Consider the following 17,416-nt stretch of genomic DNA (forward strand, 5'->3'; position numbering starts at 1 on the left):
GTCTTTTTAATGGGTGGATGGGGCCGGTATCCTGGTAACGCTTGACAGGGGTCTGTATTTCGTATTAGAGTCCAATCGACAAAAACAACCGGGAAGGGGGCGAGCATGGAAAGGAAAACGGATTTACAGGAAAAGGGCGCCGGTGACTTGCGGCGGGAGTGGCAAAAGCCTTCGGTGGAGGAACTGGACATCAATGCGATGACTTTGGCAGGCACGACCGGGGACGGATCCGACAACCAATCCTATAGCTGAGGTTGTTGCAGATCGTACGCAGCCGATCCTTGCGATTGGATTGAAGGAAACGATCCGGGATCCTGAAATGCTTGCGGAATTACTGGCTAAGAAAGTATTTTTCTCCGCCGGCCTGTTGAGGTCTTCGCAGCAGGTCCGCACTTTCAACAGCGCCGGATGACAAGCATCGCCCTGGCGAACGAAATGGGTGGAGGATGGGGCCATCTGCTCACCCTCCGGACGATAGCCGAAGCGTTCTTGCAGCGAAAGTGCAGGATCACCTTGCTGTGCCGCGAGGCCGAGAAGGCTCGATGCGCCTTTTCGGGGATGGACGTCGCCGTTGAGCAATCCCCGGCGTGGCCACCTCGCTTCACGGGCTTTTCCCTGAACTTCGCCCAGAGTCTCTGGCGGAATGGGTATCGGGACGACGAGGCCTTCGACGCGCATTTCGCCTGGTGGTCGGGCAGGTTCAGGGCTCTGAAGCCGGCCTTCGTCCTGACGGATTTCGCCCCCACCGCCCTTTTGTGTGCCCTGGCCCTTGGCCTCGCGCGGGGGGCGGTCGGCACGGGTTTCACCCTTCCTCCTCCAACCACGCCCACCCCCTTTTTGCACCCATGGCTCGAGGTCTCAGACGAGGCCCTCCAGCAAGCCGACGACAGAGTCCTCTGTGCCATCAGGCGCCGTGTGCCTGCTCTCCGCTCGGTGGCCGGGATCTTCGATGGGGCCGCCCGGTTTCTTTGCGTGTTTCCCGAGATGGACCATTTCGAGATCCGGTCCTCGGAAAGATATCTCGGTCCTGTCTTCGGGCCGAACTTCCGCCATGAACCTCCACGTCAGGACGGGGCCGGGCCCCGCGTCTTCGTTTATCTGAGTGCGGCGAACCGGTGTCTGAGCGACATCCTGGGCTATCTCAAGACCCTCGGTTTTCCCGCAATCGGGCACATCAGAGATCTTCCTGAATGCCAGAGAAAGGCGTTCGAGTCGCCGACACTGCGGTTGAGCGGCCCCCTCATGAACCTGGACCGGGCCGCTGCCGAATGCGACATCGCGGTGACGCAGGGGGGGCTTCACACAACCGCCCGGATGCTTTTGGCCGGAGCGCGCCTCCTGATCTGCCCGGAGCAGCTCGAGCAGACGCTCCTGGCTTACCGGCTGAACCAAAGGGGGCTCTGTGAATTCGTGAGCTGCTTCAGCGAGCCGAAAACAGTCGAACAGAGATTCGATCTCGCGGCTTCTTCGAAGCGTCTTGGAAAGAACGCCGGAGCATTCGCCGCCAAGCATGCCGGGTATCATTCAGCGGATACGGTGAGGGAGATCGTCGATACATGTCTTCGAGCGGTATAGAAAAAGGGGACAGGATAAGCGCCGACTGCCTGACGGTCTATCCGGCGGAGGCCAGGCTCGACCTCTCCAGCCTGTGCCAGCTCCGCTGCGTGCTTTGCCCCGTGATGTCGAGAGGAGGGCGGCCTTTTATAGGCCGCGGCGTGATGCCGCTCGCCGACTTTGTCGAGTTCGTCGAGAGCAACCCCCGGATCCGGCTCATCGAACTCGGAAACTCGGGGGAGGTCTTTCTCAATCCCGATCTCCCCGCTATTCTGAGATACGCTGCGGAAAAAGGCGTTGCGACCCGCATCGCTGAGGGAGCGAACCTCAATGACGCCTCTGACGAAGCCCTCGAGGCGGTTGTCCGCTGCAAAGTAAGGTTTTTGAGGGTGGCTGTGGACGGGGCGACACAGGCGACCTACCGTTTATACCGCGTCGGCGGGGAACTCAGGAAGGTCCTGGGGAATATCCAAAAGATCAACGCCTACAAGAATCGATACAACACCAGACTGCCGCACCTGATCCTGCAGTTCATCACCTTCCCGCACAATGAACATGAAATGAAGAAGATGGCATTCATCGCCCGGGCGATGGACATGACCCTTGAATTGAAAATCAACGTCTTCCACGGATACCCCCCTCTGTCCAATCCAGGGGCGCTGACCGATCTGCTCGGGTATTGCGACAGGGAATCCTATCAGAGAAAGACGGGGAAGCCGTATATGAGGGAGATTTGTCTTCAGCTCTGGAGATCCCCGCAGGTCAACTGGGATGGAAGGCTTCTCGGGTGCAGCGGCAACAAGAGCGTTGCGTACGCCGACTACGCCCTCGGCAAAGCGTTTGCGAGGGAAGTCAATAACCCGCACATCCAATATGCCAGGAGAATGCTCATGGGGATCGCGCCCCAGCGGGACGACATCCCGTGCTCGGTCTGCGAACTCTACGCCGATTACCGGAGATACGGCCAATGGTTCACGCCCCGGGAGATCAGGGCCTCGATGGAACGCTGGCGGGAACAGGTGCCCGAGAATGAAGTGCTATGACCTCTTGAAGGTCGACCCGGTGAAGGCGCGGCTCGATGTATCGACCGTGTGCCAGCTCAGGTGTCTTTTGTGCCCAACCGACGAGAACAACGGCCGGGCCTTTCTCAAGAGCGGCACCATGCCCCCCTCGAGATTCACCCGTTTTCTCGATTATAACCCGCAGATCAAATGGGTCGAGCTGGCGAGCTCCGGCGAGGCTTTCCTGAATCCCGATCTGCCGGAGATTCTGAAAAGCGCGCATGAACGGGGAGTGGCAACGAACCTCGGGGGAGGGGTCAACCTGAACGACGCCTCCGAGGAGGCCCTCGAGGCGCTTGTCAGGTACCAGACGGTCCGCGTCCGGGTTTCGGTCGACGGCGTCACCGAGGAGACCTACCGCAGATACCGCATCGGCGGAAGCCTCGGGAAGGTGTTGACCAATATCAGAAAAATCAACCATTTCAAGCAGAAATACCGCTCCCCGTTCCCGGAGCTGCTGCTCCAGTTCATCCTTTTCGGGCACAATGAGCACGAGTTGGAAAAGGTCTTCGTGCTGGGCAAGATGTTGGACATGAATGTCTTTATCAAACTGAACAGATGTCCGGATCAGCTTCCCGTGAGGGACAGGGAGAAGATCCGCAATCTGATGGGGTATGCCGACAGGGGGGAATTCATCGAGGCCGTGGGGATCCAGTATTGCCGGGATCTGTGTCTTGGCCTCTGGAAGGCCCCCCAGATCAACTGGGACGGACGGCTTTTGGGATGCGGATCCAACACGAGAATGGCCTTTGCCGAAGATGTCCTCGACGGAACGTTTCTGCAGGAGATAAACAATGAGCGGATGACCTACGCGAGAAGAATGCTCCTGGGAAAAGCGCCGCCCTGCGACGACATTCCGTGCTCGGGCTGCGCCTTCTACAAACAGATCTCGGAGCACAAGCTCTGGTATACTCCGGAAGAGATCGGCGCCGTTGCATCAAAACATGGGGTCTGCTACGAGCCGTGAGGCCCTGAAAAGCCTGTCATCCGGTCATCCCCGGTCCGTCAAGCCCGTGACGAAACGCCCCGCCATCACGCCCCTGAGAAGAAGGAACGCCGACCTCTGGGAGGCCTGCGCAGCCGCGCCCCCGGCCTGGAGACTCCGCCAGGCGGCCCGCAGCGCGTTGACATCCAGATAGGCTCCCACTGCATCGTGGGAAGCTAGGGCGGCCAGTTCCCCTTCCATTTCCTCCCGGTGATCCAGAAGACGCAGGGGCACGTCCGCCGCCTGCCTGCCCCGGACGGTGTTTTCGATCAGCTCCTGCGAAAGAATGCCCCTCATGGAGCGCCGCAGGAGCATCCGCTCCCCGCCGTCCCGGCTGTACTGGTCGTCCGGTATGCCGAGACAGAAGGTGATGAGCCGGACATCAGCCGTCGGGTCCCGGACCTCCATTCTGAAAGCGGCCCCCCACTGGTGATGGATATAGCCTGCCGGGGCGTTCATCATGATGGTTTGCCGCCGTTCCCATTCGGGGTCCCTGGGGCGCGCAAACAAAGGGTTGTGGTTTTCTGCCTTCATCGTCTCGCGCAGCCCCATGCGCCGGGCGAACTCCGGGTGGATTGCGCCGTATCGGCTCCAGGGTGCTTGCCAGGGGTGGACCACCTGCCGGCAGCGGTACCACAGGGGCCCCAGGATGGGCCCCAGCAGATGGCTGCGGATCGCCCGGTACCAGGAAAAGCCTCTTGCCTTTTTGTATTCCCTCAGCGCGCGCATGCCCTCGTCCGAGCGGCCCTGGAGCAGAAGAAAAAGGATGCGGTGGCTCCCGCCGCTCCAGGAAACCCCTCCGTTTCCCATCTGCCCCGTGAGGAGCACCCTGATCCCCATCCGCTGGGCCTCCTCGTGTATGGATCGAATCCAGAACAGGTTTGTCGCCGCATGGAGGGGGTGGCCGCAGATGCGAAGCCCGGCCCGGACGCCCGCAAGCGGGGAGACGCCCTCGGCCCGGATGGATATGTGCTGGATGTTCTCATATTTTTCGGCCAGAGTGTGGGCGAGGGACCATTCGTCAGCCAGGGCGCCGGGGACTAGATGGGCCGCCGGATGGAGCGGAACCGATGTGAAGCTTGGAAGGGTCCGGCGGTCCGCCTCGAGCATCTCCGCAGCGAGGGCCGTCACGGAGCTCGAGTCCAGGCCTGCGCTCAACTGGGACCCGACGGGCCGATCGCTCCGGAGCCGCACCCGCACGGCCCGACGGAAAAGCTCCAGAAATCCCTCGCTGTACGCCTTGTCCGAAGTTAAACGGAAGGTGGGGGCGTCCTCGATGCGCCAGTAGGTTCGAACCTTCAGAGCATGCGGTGTCACGGACATCTGGTGGGCGGGCGGGAGCAGGCGGATGTCTTCCCAATAGGTCCGTGAACGATCGGCCTCCTGCCCCGGGAAGACCGTCAGGTACCGGGCAAGACGCCATTCGTCCAGTTTCCATTCAAACCGGCGCAGGGCCAGTATGGCTTGCGCGGTCGAGGCGAAGGCGAAAAAGGGCGGCCTGTGGAAATAGAAAAGCCCCGTGTTGCCCAGGTGGTCCCGGGCCAGAAAAAGCCGCCGCTCCCGCCCATTCCAGGCGGCAAACGACCAGTCGCCGAAAAGGCGCCCCGGCGCTTCCTCCCCCCAGAGAACGAAGGCCATGGCGGTGAGATGCCCGTCGCCGAGCGTGGCCCGCTCGTTCGCAGGGATATGAAGATCGCGGCAGAGTTCGCGCCGGTTGTCCAACCGCGCGGCAGCCGTGACAAGAATCCCAGCAACGGGCTCCTCCCACGGCATACGTTCGTGCCGGGCCTCCGGAGCTACGGAGAGCCGGGCATGCCCCAGCAGCGCCTCCCCCAGGCAGCGGCTGGTGACGCCGTCAGGCCCCCAGGCCGCCATGGCTTCGGCCATGGCACGGAAATTTTCCTGTGGGATAGGTCTGCCGTCAAAAGAAACCAATCCAAAAATACCGCTCATAGGCCCCCATCAGCGAGACCGCAAACATCGCCTCCCGCATTTAGGATCTGACCAATACGCTCGAATGCTGCATCGGCCTCAGCTAAGACACCCTATGGTGCTTTCAGCATTCTTTCTTCCTGGCTCCGCAGCAGTGCCACTCGCTCAAGGGCCGTTTCCGGATGGCGACGGTTGGCCGGCTGGATGGAGGTTTTATCCATTTCGCTATGTGCCCTGGAGCCTGGTTGCGGACGCAGGCTGAAAACGTGACTCAATCCCGGGCAGTTTATAAAATAATCCTCTTACCCTTACAGATTCCAGTTTTTCAGATGGAATTTGAGAGATCATCAGTACGAAGCCCTTTTCTGCTCTGTTGCCCAATATACCAAAAACCGGCTGAGGAATAAATCTTTCCAGAACACGCCTCAAGCAGCGTATCCTCTTTATTGGGGCGGGTTTGCCGTGTCGTCTGTTCGAACCTGAACGATGACATACTTTTGTGGGTACAGATGAAAATTTCTCACTCTGTCTCTTACCCTCATCAGGGGGAATCAATCAAAACAGTTGCATTTCAATGGAATACGTTTAAAATTATGAACAGTAGTCGATGTGCGGTTTTTCGCAACGTCTTTCCATTTTTCGGCACAGCAATTGTTTTTGATCCATACGCATTCGTTTCCATCCGGAAATGGTCTTTTTGACCAATCTCGGTGTCAATTGCGCGCTTGGTTGTGCGGCGACCTGCAGGCCGCCTACGCGCAACCGCTTGATTTCCTTGATATTGGCCAAACCGGGAGCCGCCGCGAAGGGGTGTGACTGAGCGCGCGAAGCGTGTGAAGAAAAATCTTCATTTTCGGATTGTAAAGGGGCTTGTACCGGGACATCATTTCCGGATGGACACGCGCATTAGTTGACCCGGTTTTTTTCTGCCGGAGGGCCTTCGCTCACGGCTCTAGAGACAACATGAAGAAATCCATCATTCGTCTGCTGCGGACAGTCTCGGCTTTCCCGACTGGATCAGGCGCTGAAGCAGGGCAGGGATCTCTGATCCGCGCGCATACGGCGGGCGGGTTTACCATCGTGGAGATGATAGCGGTGCTGGTCATCCTGGGGGTGCTGGCATCGGTCGCGGTGGCCCGCATGATGACGGATGACGGAGCGGAAGTCCGCAGGGCGGCCGAAACACTCAAGATGCACCTGCGGCAGGCCCAGTTCCGGGCCATGTATTCTGACACGAGCTGGGGTGTCCATTCGAACGGCGGCAGCTACTGGCTATTCGAGGGTCCCAACACCTCCAATCGAGTCATGTTCCTCGGGGAGGGTTCCGATACGGTTACGCTTCCCTCCGGAGTGAGCTGCGGTTCGTTTACGGTCTCCTTCGACGACTGGGGCGTCCCTTACAACGGGGCGAGCCCCCAGAGCGGAAACGAACTGTCTTCAGCCAAGACGATCCAGATTGCCTGCTGCTCCAAGACCATATCCATCACGATCACCCCCAACACCGGATTCATCGAATGAAAAGCGGAGTCCGTTCGTCCGGCTTCACCCTGGTGGAAGTGATTGCGACCCTGGTCATCATGGCCCTGGGAGGGGTCGCGGTGTTCACTTTTCTCCACGGCGCCGTTACCCGCAGCTCCGAGCCCGTCGCAATGGCTCAGGACCTTGCCTCCGCGATGGACACGATGGAGGAGATCACCGCCCTGTATCATGATTACAGGAAGGGAGACCTATCGTGGCAGGCTTTTAAAACGGATCTGGGCGATTACCCTGTGACCACAGCGGATAAGGAAGATGCCATGGGAAATCCGGGTTTCGAAATTGTAATGGTGACGGTGAATACGGGCTGCCAATCCTTGTCCACCTTCTTTTCGGAATGAGACATGGTGAAACGAGACCGTGAACGACATCCGGACAAGAAGGGCGGCTTCACCTTGGTGGAAGTGATCGCGGTTCTTCTGATTGTGGGCATCCTCGTCGGTACCGGGGGCTGGGCCGTGGTCCAGGGTGTGCAGGGTTTCCTGATGGCGCGCGACAGCGCGGTTTTGACGCAAAAGGCGCAGTTGGCCCTGACGAGACTTACCAACGAGTTTCGAATTTGTTACGACTGCTTTGGGAATGCCGGCGGCATCTCCTTGCCTTTCACCTTCAATACCAGCCGGGGTGGGCGGACGCTCGATCTTTCGGGTGGCCGCCTCACGATCGATGGGGATGACCTGATTGACGAAGTCAGCGCCTTCGCCTTGGCCTATGACGACTTGGGGCGGATTCGCATCCAACTGAGTTTGACCCACCAGCAAGGGGGTGTTTCGATCCCCTTTGAGACGTGGGTCTTCCCGCGCAATATCTACAATTGAGAGAGAGCGCTCATGAGAAATTTCCTGAGACCGGCGAGCGACGCATTCCTTCTTCGACATATCGTTGATTTTCACGGTGGTGTCCTGATCGCCGCCGTGGTGGCTATCCTTTTGGTTGGTGTGCTGGGTGCCGGGGTTGTGTCTATGGTCGGCACCTCGAGCCAGGAAGAGGTCCGTGCCAACCACGGGGAGCGCGCCTTTCTTCTGGCGGAATCAGGATTCAGATACGCGGAATCAGTTTACAAAAGCAAGTTACAAAGTCAAGGCAAGGCCTCCGCAAAAACCGCCTTGCTCGCATTGCACAATCAAACGAAGTCCGCTCCGGGAGGCGGTACATTCAACCTGCAAGTAATAGAACACGTATACGGCAGTTCTGCAGTTGCTGACGGCTCCCAGACAATCTATGAACACAAAGACATTGTGCTCAATCCCGGCTTCAACCTAACGCCCTACAACGGTGTCTTTCTCCACAACGAATCCTGGTATCGCTATCGTGAGTTCGATAAACCTAATAATACTTTAAAGGATGTTATCCAGGCAAAGGCGGGAGCTGTGTTCCCGATCGTTCTGGATGATAATCAGAACATTGACTACTTCTATAGTGATACCATCGAGATCCTTTCTACTGGTGTGTTTCCAGATTCTGACATAATGAAAGTTTCACGGAGGGTAGCCTACTGGTGGCCATTGCAGAGCGCTGGTGGCGGAGGCGGTGAGGAACTTGGACCTTTCAGCGGTGGTCCAGATGTCTGGGAGGATTTCGATGATGGAACCACCTCTTTCTACGACGATCAAAATGATATGCTGGGATCTTTCGAAATTTATGATGGATCAATGAATGTTTCAGCGGTTCAGAATGATTCTCAGGCGGCTTTTTTGACGATATACAATACTTCTAATGTGAACATGAATTCGGACTACGAGCTTCAAGCGAAAGTCAAAGTGGCAGATGGTTCTATACACATGGCTGGGATTACATTCCGTAAGCAGGTAGTGAATGTAACCCCTTCCCAGCGCAAAAGTTACGGTTTGTCGTTTCTTCGTGGAGGAGGAGATAAAAAAGACGGTATACCGGATCTTAAAATCAATGACACTGGCAAATTATACCTTGTTCTATGGGAGGCTCCCAAAAATGCGCCTCCTGCAGGGAAAACCGATGTAATTGCATACAAGGAAATTAAATCAGACTATGTATTCAATAATGGGGTACTTGCAGACTGGTCGACACTACTCGTCCGGATCAGGCAGGAAGAGAATTGCAATTTGATTACTGCTTTTTACACGGATGCATCGGGGAGTTCGACAACCGGTGGAGATACAGAACCGCGGAACAAGGTCAGGAAAAGAAGTCCAAGAGATGGAATTACGCCATCGAAAGGGCAGAAATACCTACCCTGGCCACCAAACGACATCACCAACTGGACACCCTATGTCGACTATCTGACTCTGGTAACCTGGGACTGGGTGAATCCGGACAAAGCTGTTCTCATAAACGATAAGTACGACCCATATGTCAGCAATAAAAACAAATATGGGAATATTGTGATCAAGACACCTGAAGATGAGCTGACGTTTACAAAACCAGCTTATGAGTTGGGGTTGCACGCCTTTGGTATAACTAAATACATCACTGACGTTTCATTCGATGATTTTGCGTTCAGGCTAGCCGAACCAGAAAATGGCCCGGATGTCTACATTCCACCTATTGTGCTTCAATAAATCCATAGTATAATTGGGGATAATAAATTTTTCACTTAAGCGAATTGGGGTCTGGAAAGTTGTTATACTTTTCCAAACCCCAACGCAAGATGCGATACTGATATTAAAAACCTGGGGATGCGCTTATGGTGCGGTCCAGGTTCCTGTTATCGTTGGAGCTGATCCGCCTGAGTAAGTTACGGTAACAGCGGATGTTCCTCCAGAAGAAGGCCAAGTGGCTCCTACGCATGCAATGCTGTCGATGGTATCCCCTTCTATAGTAATATCAGCACAGGCAGCCGCTGGACCTGCTGGAGCCCCTGTTTTGCCAAGCTGGCTTGCAGCCCAGCCGAGAGAGAGTGCCGAGTACGCTGCGGCAAGGCCTGACTCTGCAACTTTATCAGCTGCTTCTTCCTGCAAACCGTAATACCGTGGGATCGCTACTGCAGCCAGAATTCCTATGATGATTAGCACAGCAATAATCTCTATCAGCGTAAAGCCTCCCTGAGATTTTCTAATGTCTTTTGCCTCCATTTTTTTCTCCTTTCGCTATAAGATTATTAAGGTGATTTGGTTTAGATCATTTGTATCGAATAATTTGAGCGGTTTGCCGATATTAAAGCTAAGAACCTCCTTTCTATGTGGAGTCAACCATATCTCTTGTTAATATTTCTATCCAAGATGGGCTTCGACGAAAATGTCGTTAAATTTCCAGTATCCGCTATCCGGTAAACAAACTCTTTATTTTTAAAGGTATGAGAACATCTCCAACAAACCGCCAAGATAGCATCTATGCAACGAGTATGCCATTTGTTTGTTTAATAGGAGAATCTTTTCAATGATAAGGTACGATCTTCATTTAACAGGTAAAACCCTAGCAGGAAAAGGGATGTTAAATTTACGTTTCTACTGTCTAGAAACATCTTGCTTATATGCGAAGAATGCTTTGATCCAACGAAAAACGTTGTACGATCTACATTTTATGAAGATGTCTGATTGATTTGTACAGAGCTTTTCCATAAAAAAAATGCAAAGGCTATTCCTCCGAGTTCGTTTCATCGAAAAATGGTGATAGCTTGACCTTTTTCAGGAAATATTGACAAACGTGAGCCGCGCAATCTAAGGAAATTTTTAAATTTCGGCCTTGATTGCAGCCACATCGATTCCGTATTTCTTCACCCTGTGCCACAGGCTCCTTTGGTTGATGCCGAGGATTTCCGCCGCGCGTGCCTGGACGCCTCCAGTAGAGTAGAGGGCGTCGATGATCAGGTTTCGCTCGATCTCAGCGAGCTTTTGGTTGAGCGTGGCATCCGGCGGCAGGTGGTCGAGCGGGCCGCCGGCCTGTTGGACCAATTCTGGCGGGAGGTGCTGCGGTTCGATCGGAGCACCTCCCGCCAGAAGGGCGGCACGCTCGAGGACATTCTGGAGTTCGCGGATGTTGCCCGGCCAGTGGTGGGCCGTCAGGGCGCGAAGGGCCGCCGGGGTCAGGGCGCCTGCGGGCGGCGTCAGGTTGTTCAGAAAATGGTCGGCCAGGAGGCGGATATCTTCTTTCCGGTGCCGCAAGGGCGGCAGGTTGAGATCGAAGACGTGAATGCGGTGATAGAGATCTTCGCGGAATGCGCCCTTCTGCACCATTTTGGATAGATCCTTGTTGGTGGCAGCCAGGATGCGGACATCGACCTGAACGGTTTGGTTGCCGCCGACGCGCTCGAAGGTCCGCTCCTGGAGGACGCGCAGGATCTTGGCCTGGGTGGCGGGGGGCATGTCGCCGATCTCGTCCAGAAAGAGCACGCCGCCTTGGGCGGCCTCGAACTTGCCGGTTTTGCGGCTTGTGGCGCCGGTGAAGGCGCCTTTTTCATGCCCGAAGAGCTCGCTCTCGAGGAGCCCTTCGGGGATGGCTGCGCAGTTCACCGTGACGAAAGGGCCTTTGGAGCGAGGGCTCAAGCGGTGGATGGCCGAAGCCACCAGCTCCTTTCCCGTGCCGCTTTCGCCATGGATCAGGACGGTCGTGTCCGCCGGGGCCACCAGCGCGGCCTGTCGGAGGGCGGTGCGCAGGGCGCGGCTCGAGCCGATGATCTCGGGGAAAAGGCGGGCGGCTTCTTCGGTGTCGAGCGCGCCGGTCATCTGCTGGATGGCCTCTTCGAAGCAGTCGAGTTCATCCTTCTCGGAGATTACCTCGCGTTTTGGCTTAGGGTCGGCAGCAGGCGGGCTCGCTTCCCGGAGGGCCCGTTTGATGGGTTTCAAAAAGAGACGCACGATCATGATCCCTGCAAAGGCGGCGAACCCGACGCTCGAGAGGAGGGAGGCTAAAAGGGCTGGGAGGGAATAGGGGAGTTGCTTCTGCCCAACATGAAACCCGACGAGGAAGGCCAGGAAGGCCATGCCTCCCACGATAAACGGAATGAGGACCTGAAGGCTGAATCGGTATTGCTTCATAGGAATCGACAGGATCGGTCCGGGTCTGGCGAACCGGCCCTCTTCATCTTCCGCATCCGTCCTGGGGCTTCAATGCCCGAATGGAGGTGCAGGAGCACGTTTCATTAACGTCAAAGTGAGCGCAAGCCCCGGAGGGATGCGATGGGTGCCGCTCTAAAATTTCGCCTGGACCTTGACCATGTCCCACATGGGAACGAAGATCGCCAGCGCGAAGAACAGGACCACCGCCGCCAGGCCCACGGTCAGGATGGGGCCGATGGCGTCGGTCAGGCGCTTCATGGCGAAATCCACCTCGTCGTCGTAGTGGACGGAGACCTCGCGGAGCATCTCGTCCAGTCGTCCGCTTTCCTCGCCCACGGCCACCATGTTGATCACCATGGGGGTGAAGTAGCGGGCCTGCTTCAAGGGGCCCGCGATCCCTTTCCCCTGTTCCATGCTCTCCTGGATGCGCCGGAACTCGCGGGAGATCACGGCGTTGCCGATCGTGCCCGAGAGGATGCGCATGGATTCGAGCACACGGATGCCGCTTGCCTGCAGGATCGCGAAGATGCTCGCGAAGCGCGACATGGCGCTCTTGATGAAGAGGGGCCCGACAAGCACCATGTTGATCAGAATGAGGTCTCGGACGTACCGGCCTGCCTCGGTGCGGAGGGCCAGAGCCAGAAAGACGAGAAGGGCTGCCAGCCCTCCCAGAAGACAAGGCCAGTAGCTCGAGATTGCTTGATAGAGGATTATGCAGATCCGGGTGGGGAGCGGGATCTCCACACCCGCGTTGATGAAGATGTTGATGAACTTCGGCACCACGAAGGTCAGGAGGACGAAGAAGGCGATGAAGAGGAAGGTCATGACGATGATCGGGTACTGGAGGGCGGCCCGGATGTCCGATTTGACCTTGTGCTCGTGTTCCACGATGTAGATCAGCCGGTTGAAGACCTCCGGGAGGTCGCCGCTCGACTCGCCGGCGCGCACCATGGCGACATAAAGGGGGGAGAAGATCCGCGGATGGGCTTGAAAGGCCTCGAAGAGGCTTTTCCCCCGTTCGATGTCGGCGGCGAGGGCGTTGATGACTCCTTTTAGGCGCTTGTTCTCGGTCTGGCTTTCGAGGATCTGAAGCGTGCGGACGACGGGGACGCCGGCCCGGAGGAGGGTTCGAAGCTGCTTGGTGAAGAGGATCAGGTCGAGGGTCTTGACGGATCGGAGCCGGTCGAGGAGGCCGATGCCGTTTGCGGCCGGGGCCGCACCCGGCAGTTCGCGGATGCGGTCCGGTATCAGGTCGCGGTCGAGGAGCATGGTGGCGGCCTGCTCCCGGTGTTCGGCCTCGAGCCGGCCGGAGCGCTTGTGGCCGCTCACGTCGATCGCTGTGTATCGGAAGGTCGGCATACGTCCTTAAACCATGACGGCCGAGGCCGCCTCCTCCAGGGTGGTGATTCCGCGGACGACCTTGTCCATGGCATCCTCTTTGAGGGTGCGCAGCACGCCCGCCTCCCGCGCCGCGCGGGTGATCTCCTGGGCGGAGCGCCGCTGAAGGATCATGCCCTGGACCATCTCGTCGTTTACGAGGACCTCGAAGACCCCTGTACGGCCTCGATACCCTGTGTACATGCAGTTCAGGCAGCCGCGCCCTCGCTGGAAGTCCGCGTCTTTCACATCGGTCAGGCCCCACTGCGCGAGGGCCTCCGGCGGGGGCTGGTAGGATTCCCTGCAGTCGGGGCAGACCTTGCGCACCAGGCGCTGGGCGAAGGAAACGAGCATCACCGAGGCGGTCAGGAAGGGTTCGATCCCCATGTCCAGGAAGCGCGTGACGGCGCCTGCGGCGTCATTGGTGTGGACCGTGCTGAGGACCCTGTGTCCGGTCAGGGCCGCCTGGACGGCAATGGTGGCGGTTTCCGAGTCGCGGATCTCGCCGACCATGATGACATCCGGGTCCTGCCGGAGGACGGCGCGCAGGCCGCTCGCGAAGGTCATGCCCGCCTGGCGGTTCAACTGGGTCTGACGGACCTTCTCCAGCCGGTATTCAACCGGGTCTTCCAGGGTGATGATGTTGATGTCGGGCTGGTTGAGCTCTTTCAAAATGGCGTAGAGGCTGGTGGTCTTCCCGCTGCCCGTCGGGCCGGTGCTGAGGATCATGCCGTAGGGTTTGCGGATCATGGCCGCGATCTTTTCCTGGTCGAAGGGGGCCATGCCGAGGGCCTTCAGGGAATAGACCCCTGTGGACATGTCGAGGAGCCTAAGCACCACGTTTTCGCCGTAGATGGTCGGGATGACGGAGGCGCGGATATTGACCTCCCGGTCGTGCATGCGCACGGTGAACCGGCCGTCCTGGGGGATGCGGGAAACCGCGATGTCCATGCCCGCAAGGATCTTGATGCGGGAGGCCAGAGGCAGAAACAGCGACTTGGGAGGGGCGGGGACCTCGTGCAGCTTTCCGTCCAGGCGGAAGCGGATCTGGATATACTCCTTCTCAGGGCTGATGTGCACGTCGCTCGCCCGTTCGCGGATGGCCTGGGAGAGGATCGAGTTGACGAGGCGCACGACGGGCGCCTCCTCCGCCATGTCCTGCAGGGAACTCAGCTGAAGATCCTGCATGCTCCGCGGGGGCGCGGCCTCCAGAGATTCTCCGGCCTCTTCGGGTTTGTTCTGTTCGATGCTCTCGAGGATTCCGCCGATGTCGGAAAAGGCCCCGTAGAGGTTGTTGAAGATCTGATTGAACTCCTGCTCGCTGCTGAGCACGGGCTCGACCTCGAGGTTGGTGTAGACCTCTATGGCGTCCTGGGCGACGACATCCAGGGGGTCCGTGACGGCGCAGTAGAGGATCCGCCCGTTCCGCTGGAGGGGAAGGACCTGGTAGCGGGAGGCCGTTTCCTTCGGGAGGATGCGGGAAAGGCTCGGATCGATCGGGAAGCGCGTCGGCGTGTATTTTTCCAGCCGCAGCTGCCGGGCGAGAAGCTCGATCAGCACGGGCTCGGAGACCAGGCCCTCGCGGACGAGGTACTGGCCGAGCTTGAGGCTGCCGCGCTTCTTATCCGCCAGGGCCTTCTCGACCAGTTCCTCGGTCAGGATCCCGGCCTCGACCAGCATTTCTCCCAGACGCTTGCGTTCCCTCACTTGGACCTCGCTTGGGCTTCCCCGGATGGGATGCTCCCGGACGGCGGAGCGGCCGCCGCGCTGAGAGACGGCCGCACAGGGAGGATGCGGGGGGTGATGAAGATCAGGACATCCTCCATCTTGTTTTGTTTTCCCGTGTGGCCGAACAGCCAGGTCAACCCCTTGATGTTTTGCAGGTAGGGGATTCCGTCGCTGGTGTCCTGGTCGGTCTGCTTCGAGAGTCCTCCAATGACGGTCGTTTGACCGCTCTCGAGGATGAGGTTGGTTTCGGCCCGCTTGGTGAGGATGGTGGGGTTCCCGAGGACCGTGCGGGTGAAGTCGAGCTCGTCCTTGGTGGTGACGATGTTCAGGCGGATCGTGTCCCCCTCGATCACGCGCGGTGTGACCAGGAGGCGCAGGGCGGCGGTCTTCCACTCGATCGAGATGTCTTTGTCGAGTCCGGTGCCGGTGATGGACTGATAAGGCACCTCGGCCCCGCTCTCGATGAGCGCGGGCTGGTTGTCCATCGTGGTGATGGAGGGGCGCGAGAGGATGTTGAGCTTCCCGTCGGTCTCGAGGGCGGAGAGCTCCACATCGAGGACGTACTTTCCGAACTTCTCGTAGAGGTAACCGAGCGTGAAGCCCGAAGGAAAATCGTCAGGCCCGAAATCCGCCGGGAAGTTGTTGGATATGCCGGTGGTGGGGTCCACCCCCTCGGAAAGGGTTTTGTCGAAGACCCCACTGGTGTTGGAGCCGGGGGTGATCCAGTAGTTGCCCGCCCGATAGAGCCCGCCCCACTGGATGCCCAGTTCGCGGGCGACCTCCCGGGTGGTCTCGACGATGTGGGCCTCGATCAGGATCTGGGGAGGCGGACTGTCGAGTTCACATATGAGCGCGAGGACTTTTTCCGCGTCGTGAGCCAGGGCGTGGACCAGCACGGAGTTGGTCTGCTCGTCGAAGAGGATGTTTCCGATGGGTTCTCCTTCCTGGTTTCTGCTCAGGAGGGCCTCGAGGTTTTCCTTGAACGTCTTGTCAATGTCCGGCTCCCGCTCCTCTTCGATGGTGCGTTTCTTGGAATCGCCGCTCGTGTCCTGGTCGGTGATCTTGCGGCGGGTGAAGCTGTAGTAGCGGAGCGGCACGATGCGGGTCACCATCGGCTCGAGGGTCTGGAGATCGCGGCGGGCGGCCTGCATCTTGAGGTCCGTCTCGAGCTGGTGGAGCTCGTTTTCCTTGTCCTGGGCCGATACGACCCGGATGATGTCATTTTCCCATTTCCAGCCCAACCCATGCGTGGCAAGGATGCCGGTGAAGACCTGACTCCAGGGGGTGTTCTCGACATTGATGCTGATTTCGCCCTTGACGCTTTCACTCAGCATGATGTTTTGCCCGGCGGCGCGGGCGAGGGCTCGCAGCACGGCCGGCACGGAGGCGTTGTGCATCCGGAGGCTGACCTTCTGGGTGGGAAAGGGCTTTTGATAGGTTCGGGCTTTAGGCTGCGGCTGCGGCTGAATCGGGGGAAGGGCTTCCGGCTTGGATGCCGGGGGGGCGGGCAGGGCCTGGCTGCGGGCCTGGTTCGTTTCGGCCATCTCCTTCCACTTCCGGTATTCAGCGTCGAGCGGGGAGGGCGGGGTCACCGCCTTCTCGCCGCATCCAGCGGCAAACAGAATCAGGATCAACCCAGCGGTGAGGCGGGCCAAGGGGCGTATCAACCGCAACGAATCGCGTAGGTTCGACATGTGTTTCATCCTCTCCTGATCGATGCCGGGAACAAACCTCGAAGGTGGCTGGAACGCCGGGCTGTTTCTATTCTTCCAGCTGAAGCACGAAGCGCTGGCCGTCTGTTTTCCGAACCAGAACGACGCTGGTTCGGTGGATTTCCTCGAGCCTGTAGTCACCCGGATCGATCCATTCACCCTTTTGGTATTCGAAGTCATCGATGATCGCCAGGTGCGTGTCCCCGAATTCCACAAAACCCGAATACATGAGCCCCAAGTCCTCCGCACTTTCCGAACCCCCTGTTTCTTCCTTGTGGAGGAAGGTCTGCAGGGCATAGTCCTGGTCCCAGAATGGGTCCGGCGCCCATTCGAGGGTGGCGGTTTTGGCGATCTGTTGGACCTTCTCCTGTTCGGGGCTCTTGCGAAGGTTTTTGGCCATATCTGCGACGAACGCGTTCAGGTCGACGTTCGCCTCAGCCGGGGGCGGACCCTTCAGGGAGGCGGCCTTCCCGCCGGCGAAAAAAATCTCATAGGCGCCGTAGGCGAGCACGAGCGCCATGATGATCACGAGGGTTATCTCCCGTTTGGCCAATTGAA

The 17,416-nt window shown here is 58.3% G+C and carries 16 protein-coding genes; 8 read left to right on the forward strand and 8 right to left on the reverse strand.

Annotated elements, in window-relative coordinates:
• Positions 1-105: 105 nt before the first annotated feature.
• The 4 genes from H567_RS28415 to H567_RS23455 all read left to right on the forward strand — a co-directional run bounded on the left by H567_RS28415 (position 106) and on the right by H567_RS23455 (position 3,582).
• Complete coding sequence (locus H567_RS28415) at positions 106-252, forward strand: paeninodin family lasso peptide (RefSeq protein WP_153306080.1); 147 nt, start codon at positions 106-108, stop codon at positions 250-252.
• Between the two features lie 156 nt (positions 253-408).
• On the forward strand, positions 409-1,575 hold the full coding sequence (locus H567_RS0106765; protein WP_028320829.1) for a hypothetical protein: 1,167 nt from the start codon (positions 409-411) through the stop codon (positions 1,573-1,575).
• The gene (locus H567_RS28980) at positions 1,557-2,597 is read left to right on the forward strand and encodes a radical SAM protein (protein ID WP_051184553.1); all 1,041 of its coding nucleotides are present in this window, start codon (positions 1,557-1,559) and stop codon (positions 2,595-2,597) included. The genes H567_RS0106765 and H567_RS28980 overlap by 19 nt, the downstream gene beginning before the upstream one ends.
• Positions 2,584-3,582, forward strand: a complete 999-nt coding sequence (locus H567_RS23455; protein WP_051184554.1) for a radical SAM protein — start codon at positions 2,584-2,586, stop codon at positions 3,580-3,582. The genes H567_RS28980 and H567_RS23455 overlap by 14 nt, the downstream gene beginning before the upstream one ends.
• 24 nt (positions 3,583-3,606) lie before the next feature.
• Here H567_RS23455 and H567_RS0106780 read toward each other — a convergent pair whose 3' ends face one another.
• Both H567_RS0106780 and H567_RS28420 read right to left on the reverse strand, forming a co-directional pair.
• Positions 3,607-5,553 (reverse strand): asparagine synthase-related protein, encoded by a 1,947-nt coding sequence (locus H567_RS0106780; protein WP_084516970.1) that lies wholly within the window; start codon positions 5,551-5,553, stop codon positions 3,607-3,609.
• Positions 5,554-6,123: 570 nt separating this feature from the next.
• Positions 6,124-6,321 carry a hypothetical protein gene (locus tag H567_RS28420; RefSeq protein ID WP_153306081.1) on the reverse strand — a complete coding sequence of 66 codons (198 nt, stop codon included), beginning with the start codon at positions 6,319-6,321 and terminating at the stop codon, positions 6,124-6,126.
• Positions 6,322-6,495: 174 nt separating this feature from the next.
• Between H567_RS28420 and H567_RS23460 the strand changes: the two genes are divergently transcribed.
• The 4 genes from H567_RS23460 to H567_RS0106800 are packed head-to-tail and all read left to right on the forward strand — an operon-like array spanning position 6,496 to position 9,605.
• A complete protein-coding gene (locus tag H567_RS23460; RefSeq protein ID WP_051184555.1) occupies positions 6,496-7,050 on the forward strand; it encodes a pilus assembly FimT family protein in 555 nt (184 codons plus the stop codon).
• The gene (locus H567_RS23465) at positions 7,047-7,409 is read left to right on the forward strand and encodes a type II secretion system protein (RefSeq protein WP_035253613.1); all 363 of its coding nucleotides are present in this window, start codon (positions 7,047-7,049) and stop codon (positions 7,407-7,409) included. Before H567_RS23460 ends, H567_RS23465 begins: the two co-directional genes overlap by 4 nt.
• 3 nt (positions 7,410-7,412) lie before the next feature.
• The gene (locus tag H567_RS0106795; protein WP_028320831.1) at positions 7,413-7,886 is read left to right on the forward strand and encodes a type II secretion system protein; all 474 of its coding nucleotides are present in this window, start codon (positions 7,413-7,415) and stop codon (positions 7,884-7,886) included.
• Between the two features lie 12 nt (positions 7,887-7,898).
• Positions 7,899-9,605, forward strand: coding sequence for a hypothetical protein (locus H567_RS0106800; RefSeq protein WP_028320832.1), 1,707 nt, complete (start codon positions 7,899-7,901; stop codon positions 9,603-9,605).
• Positions 9,606-9,728: 123 nt separating this feature from the next.
• Here H567_RS0106800 and H567_RS27775 read toward each other — a convergent pair whose 3' ends face one another.
• The 6 genes from H567_RS27775 to H567_RS28985 form a co-directional block, all read right to left on the reverse strand.
• Positions 9,729-10,118 carry a prepilin-type N-terminal cleavage/methylation domain-containing protein gene (locus H567_RS27775; RefSeq protein WP_084516972.1) on the reverse strand — a complete coding sequence of 130 codons (390 nt, stop codon included), beginning with the start codon at positions 10,116-10,118 and terminating at the stop codon, positions 9,729-9,731.
• A 597-nt stretch (positions 10,119-10,715) separates the two neighbouring features.
• Entirely contained in the window at positions 10,716-12,020 is a 1,305-nt protein-coding gene (locus H567_RS0106805; protein ID WP_035253615.1) for a sigma-54 interaction domain-containing protein, read from the reverse strand.
• Positions 12,021-12,173: 153 nt separating this feature from the next.
• Positions 12,174-13,400, reverse strand: a complete 1,227-nt coding sequence (locus H567_RS0106810) for a type II secretion system F family protein (RefSeq protein ID WP_028320834.1) — start codon at positions 13,398-13,400, stop codon at positions 12,174-12,176.
• A gap of 6 nt (positions 13,401-13,406) precedes the next feature.
• Entirely contained in the window at positions 13,407-15,125 is a 1,719-nt protein-coding gene (locus H567_RS0106815) for a GspE/PulE family protein (RefSeq protein WP_028320835.1), read from the reverse strand.
• Positions 15,122-16,840 carry a type IV pilus secretin PilQ gene (gene pilQ / locus H567_RS23470; protein ID WP_051184556.1) on the reverse strand — a complete coding sequence of 573 codons (1,719 nt, stop codon included), beginning with the start codon at positions 16,838-16,840 and terminating at the stop codon, positions 15,122-15,124. Before pilQ ends, H567_RS0106815 begins: the two co-directional genes overlap by 4 nt.
• Positions 16,841-16,907: 67 nt before the next feature.
• The gene (locus tag H567_RS28985; RefSeq protein ID WP_051184557.1) at positions 16,908-17,411 is read right to left on the reverse strand and encodes a hypothetical protein; all 504 of its coding nucleotides are present in this window, start codon (positions 17,409-17,411) and stop codon (positions 16,908-16,910) included.
• Positions 17,412-17,416: the final 5 nt, after the last annotated feature.

The sequence above is a fragment of the Desulfatiglans anilini DSM 4660 genome (genome assembly GCF_000422285.1).
Lineage (GTDB): Bacteria > Desulfobacterota > DSM-4660 > Desulfatiglandales > Desulfatiglandaceae > Desulfatiglans > Desulfatiglans anilini.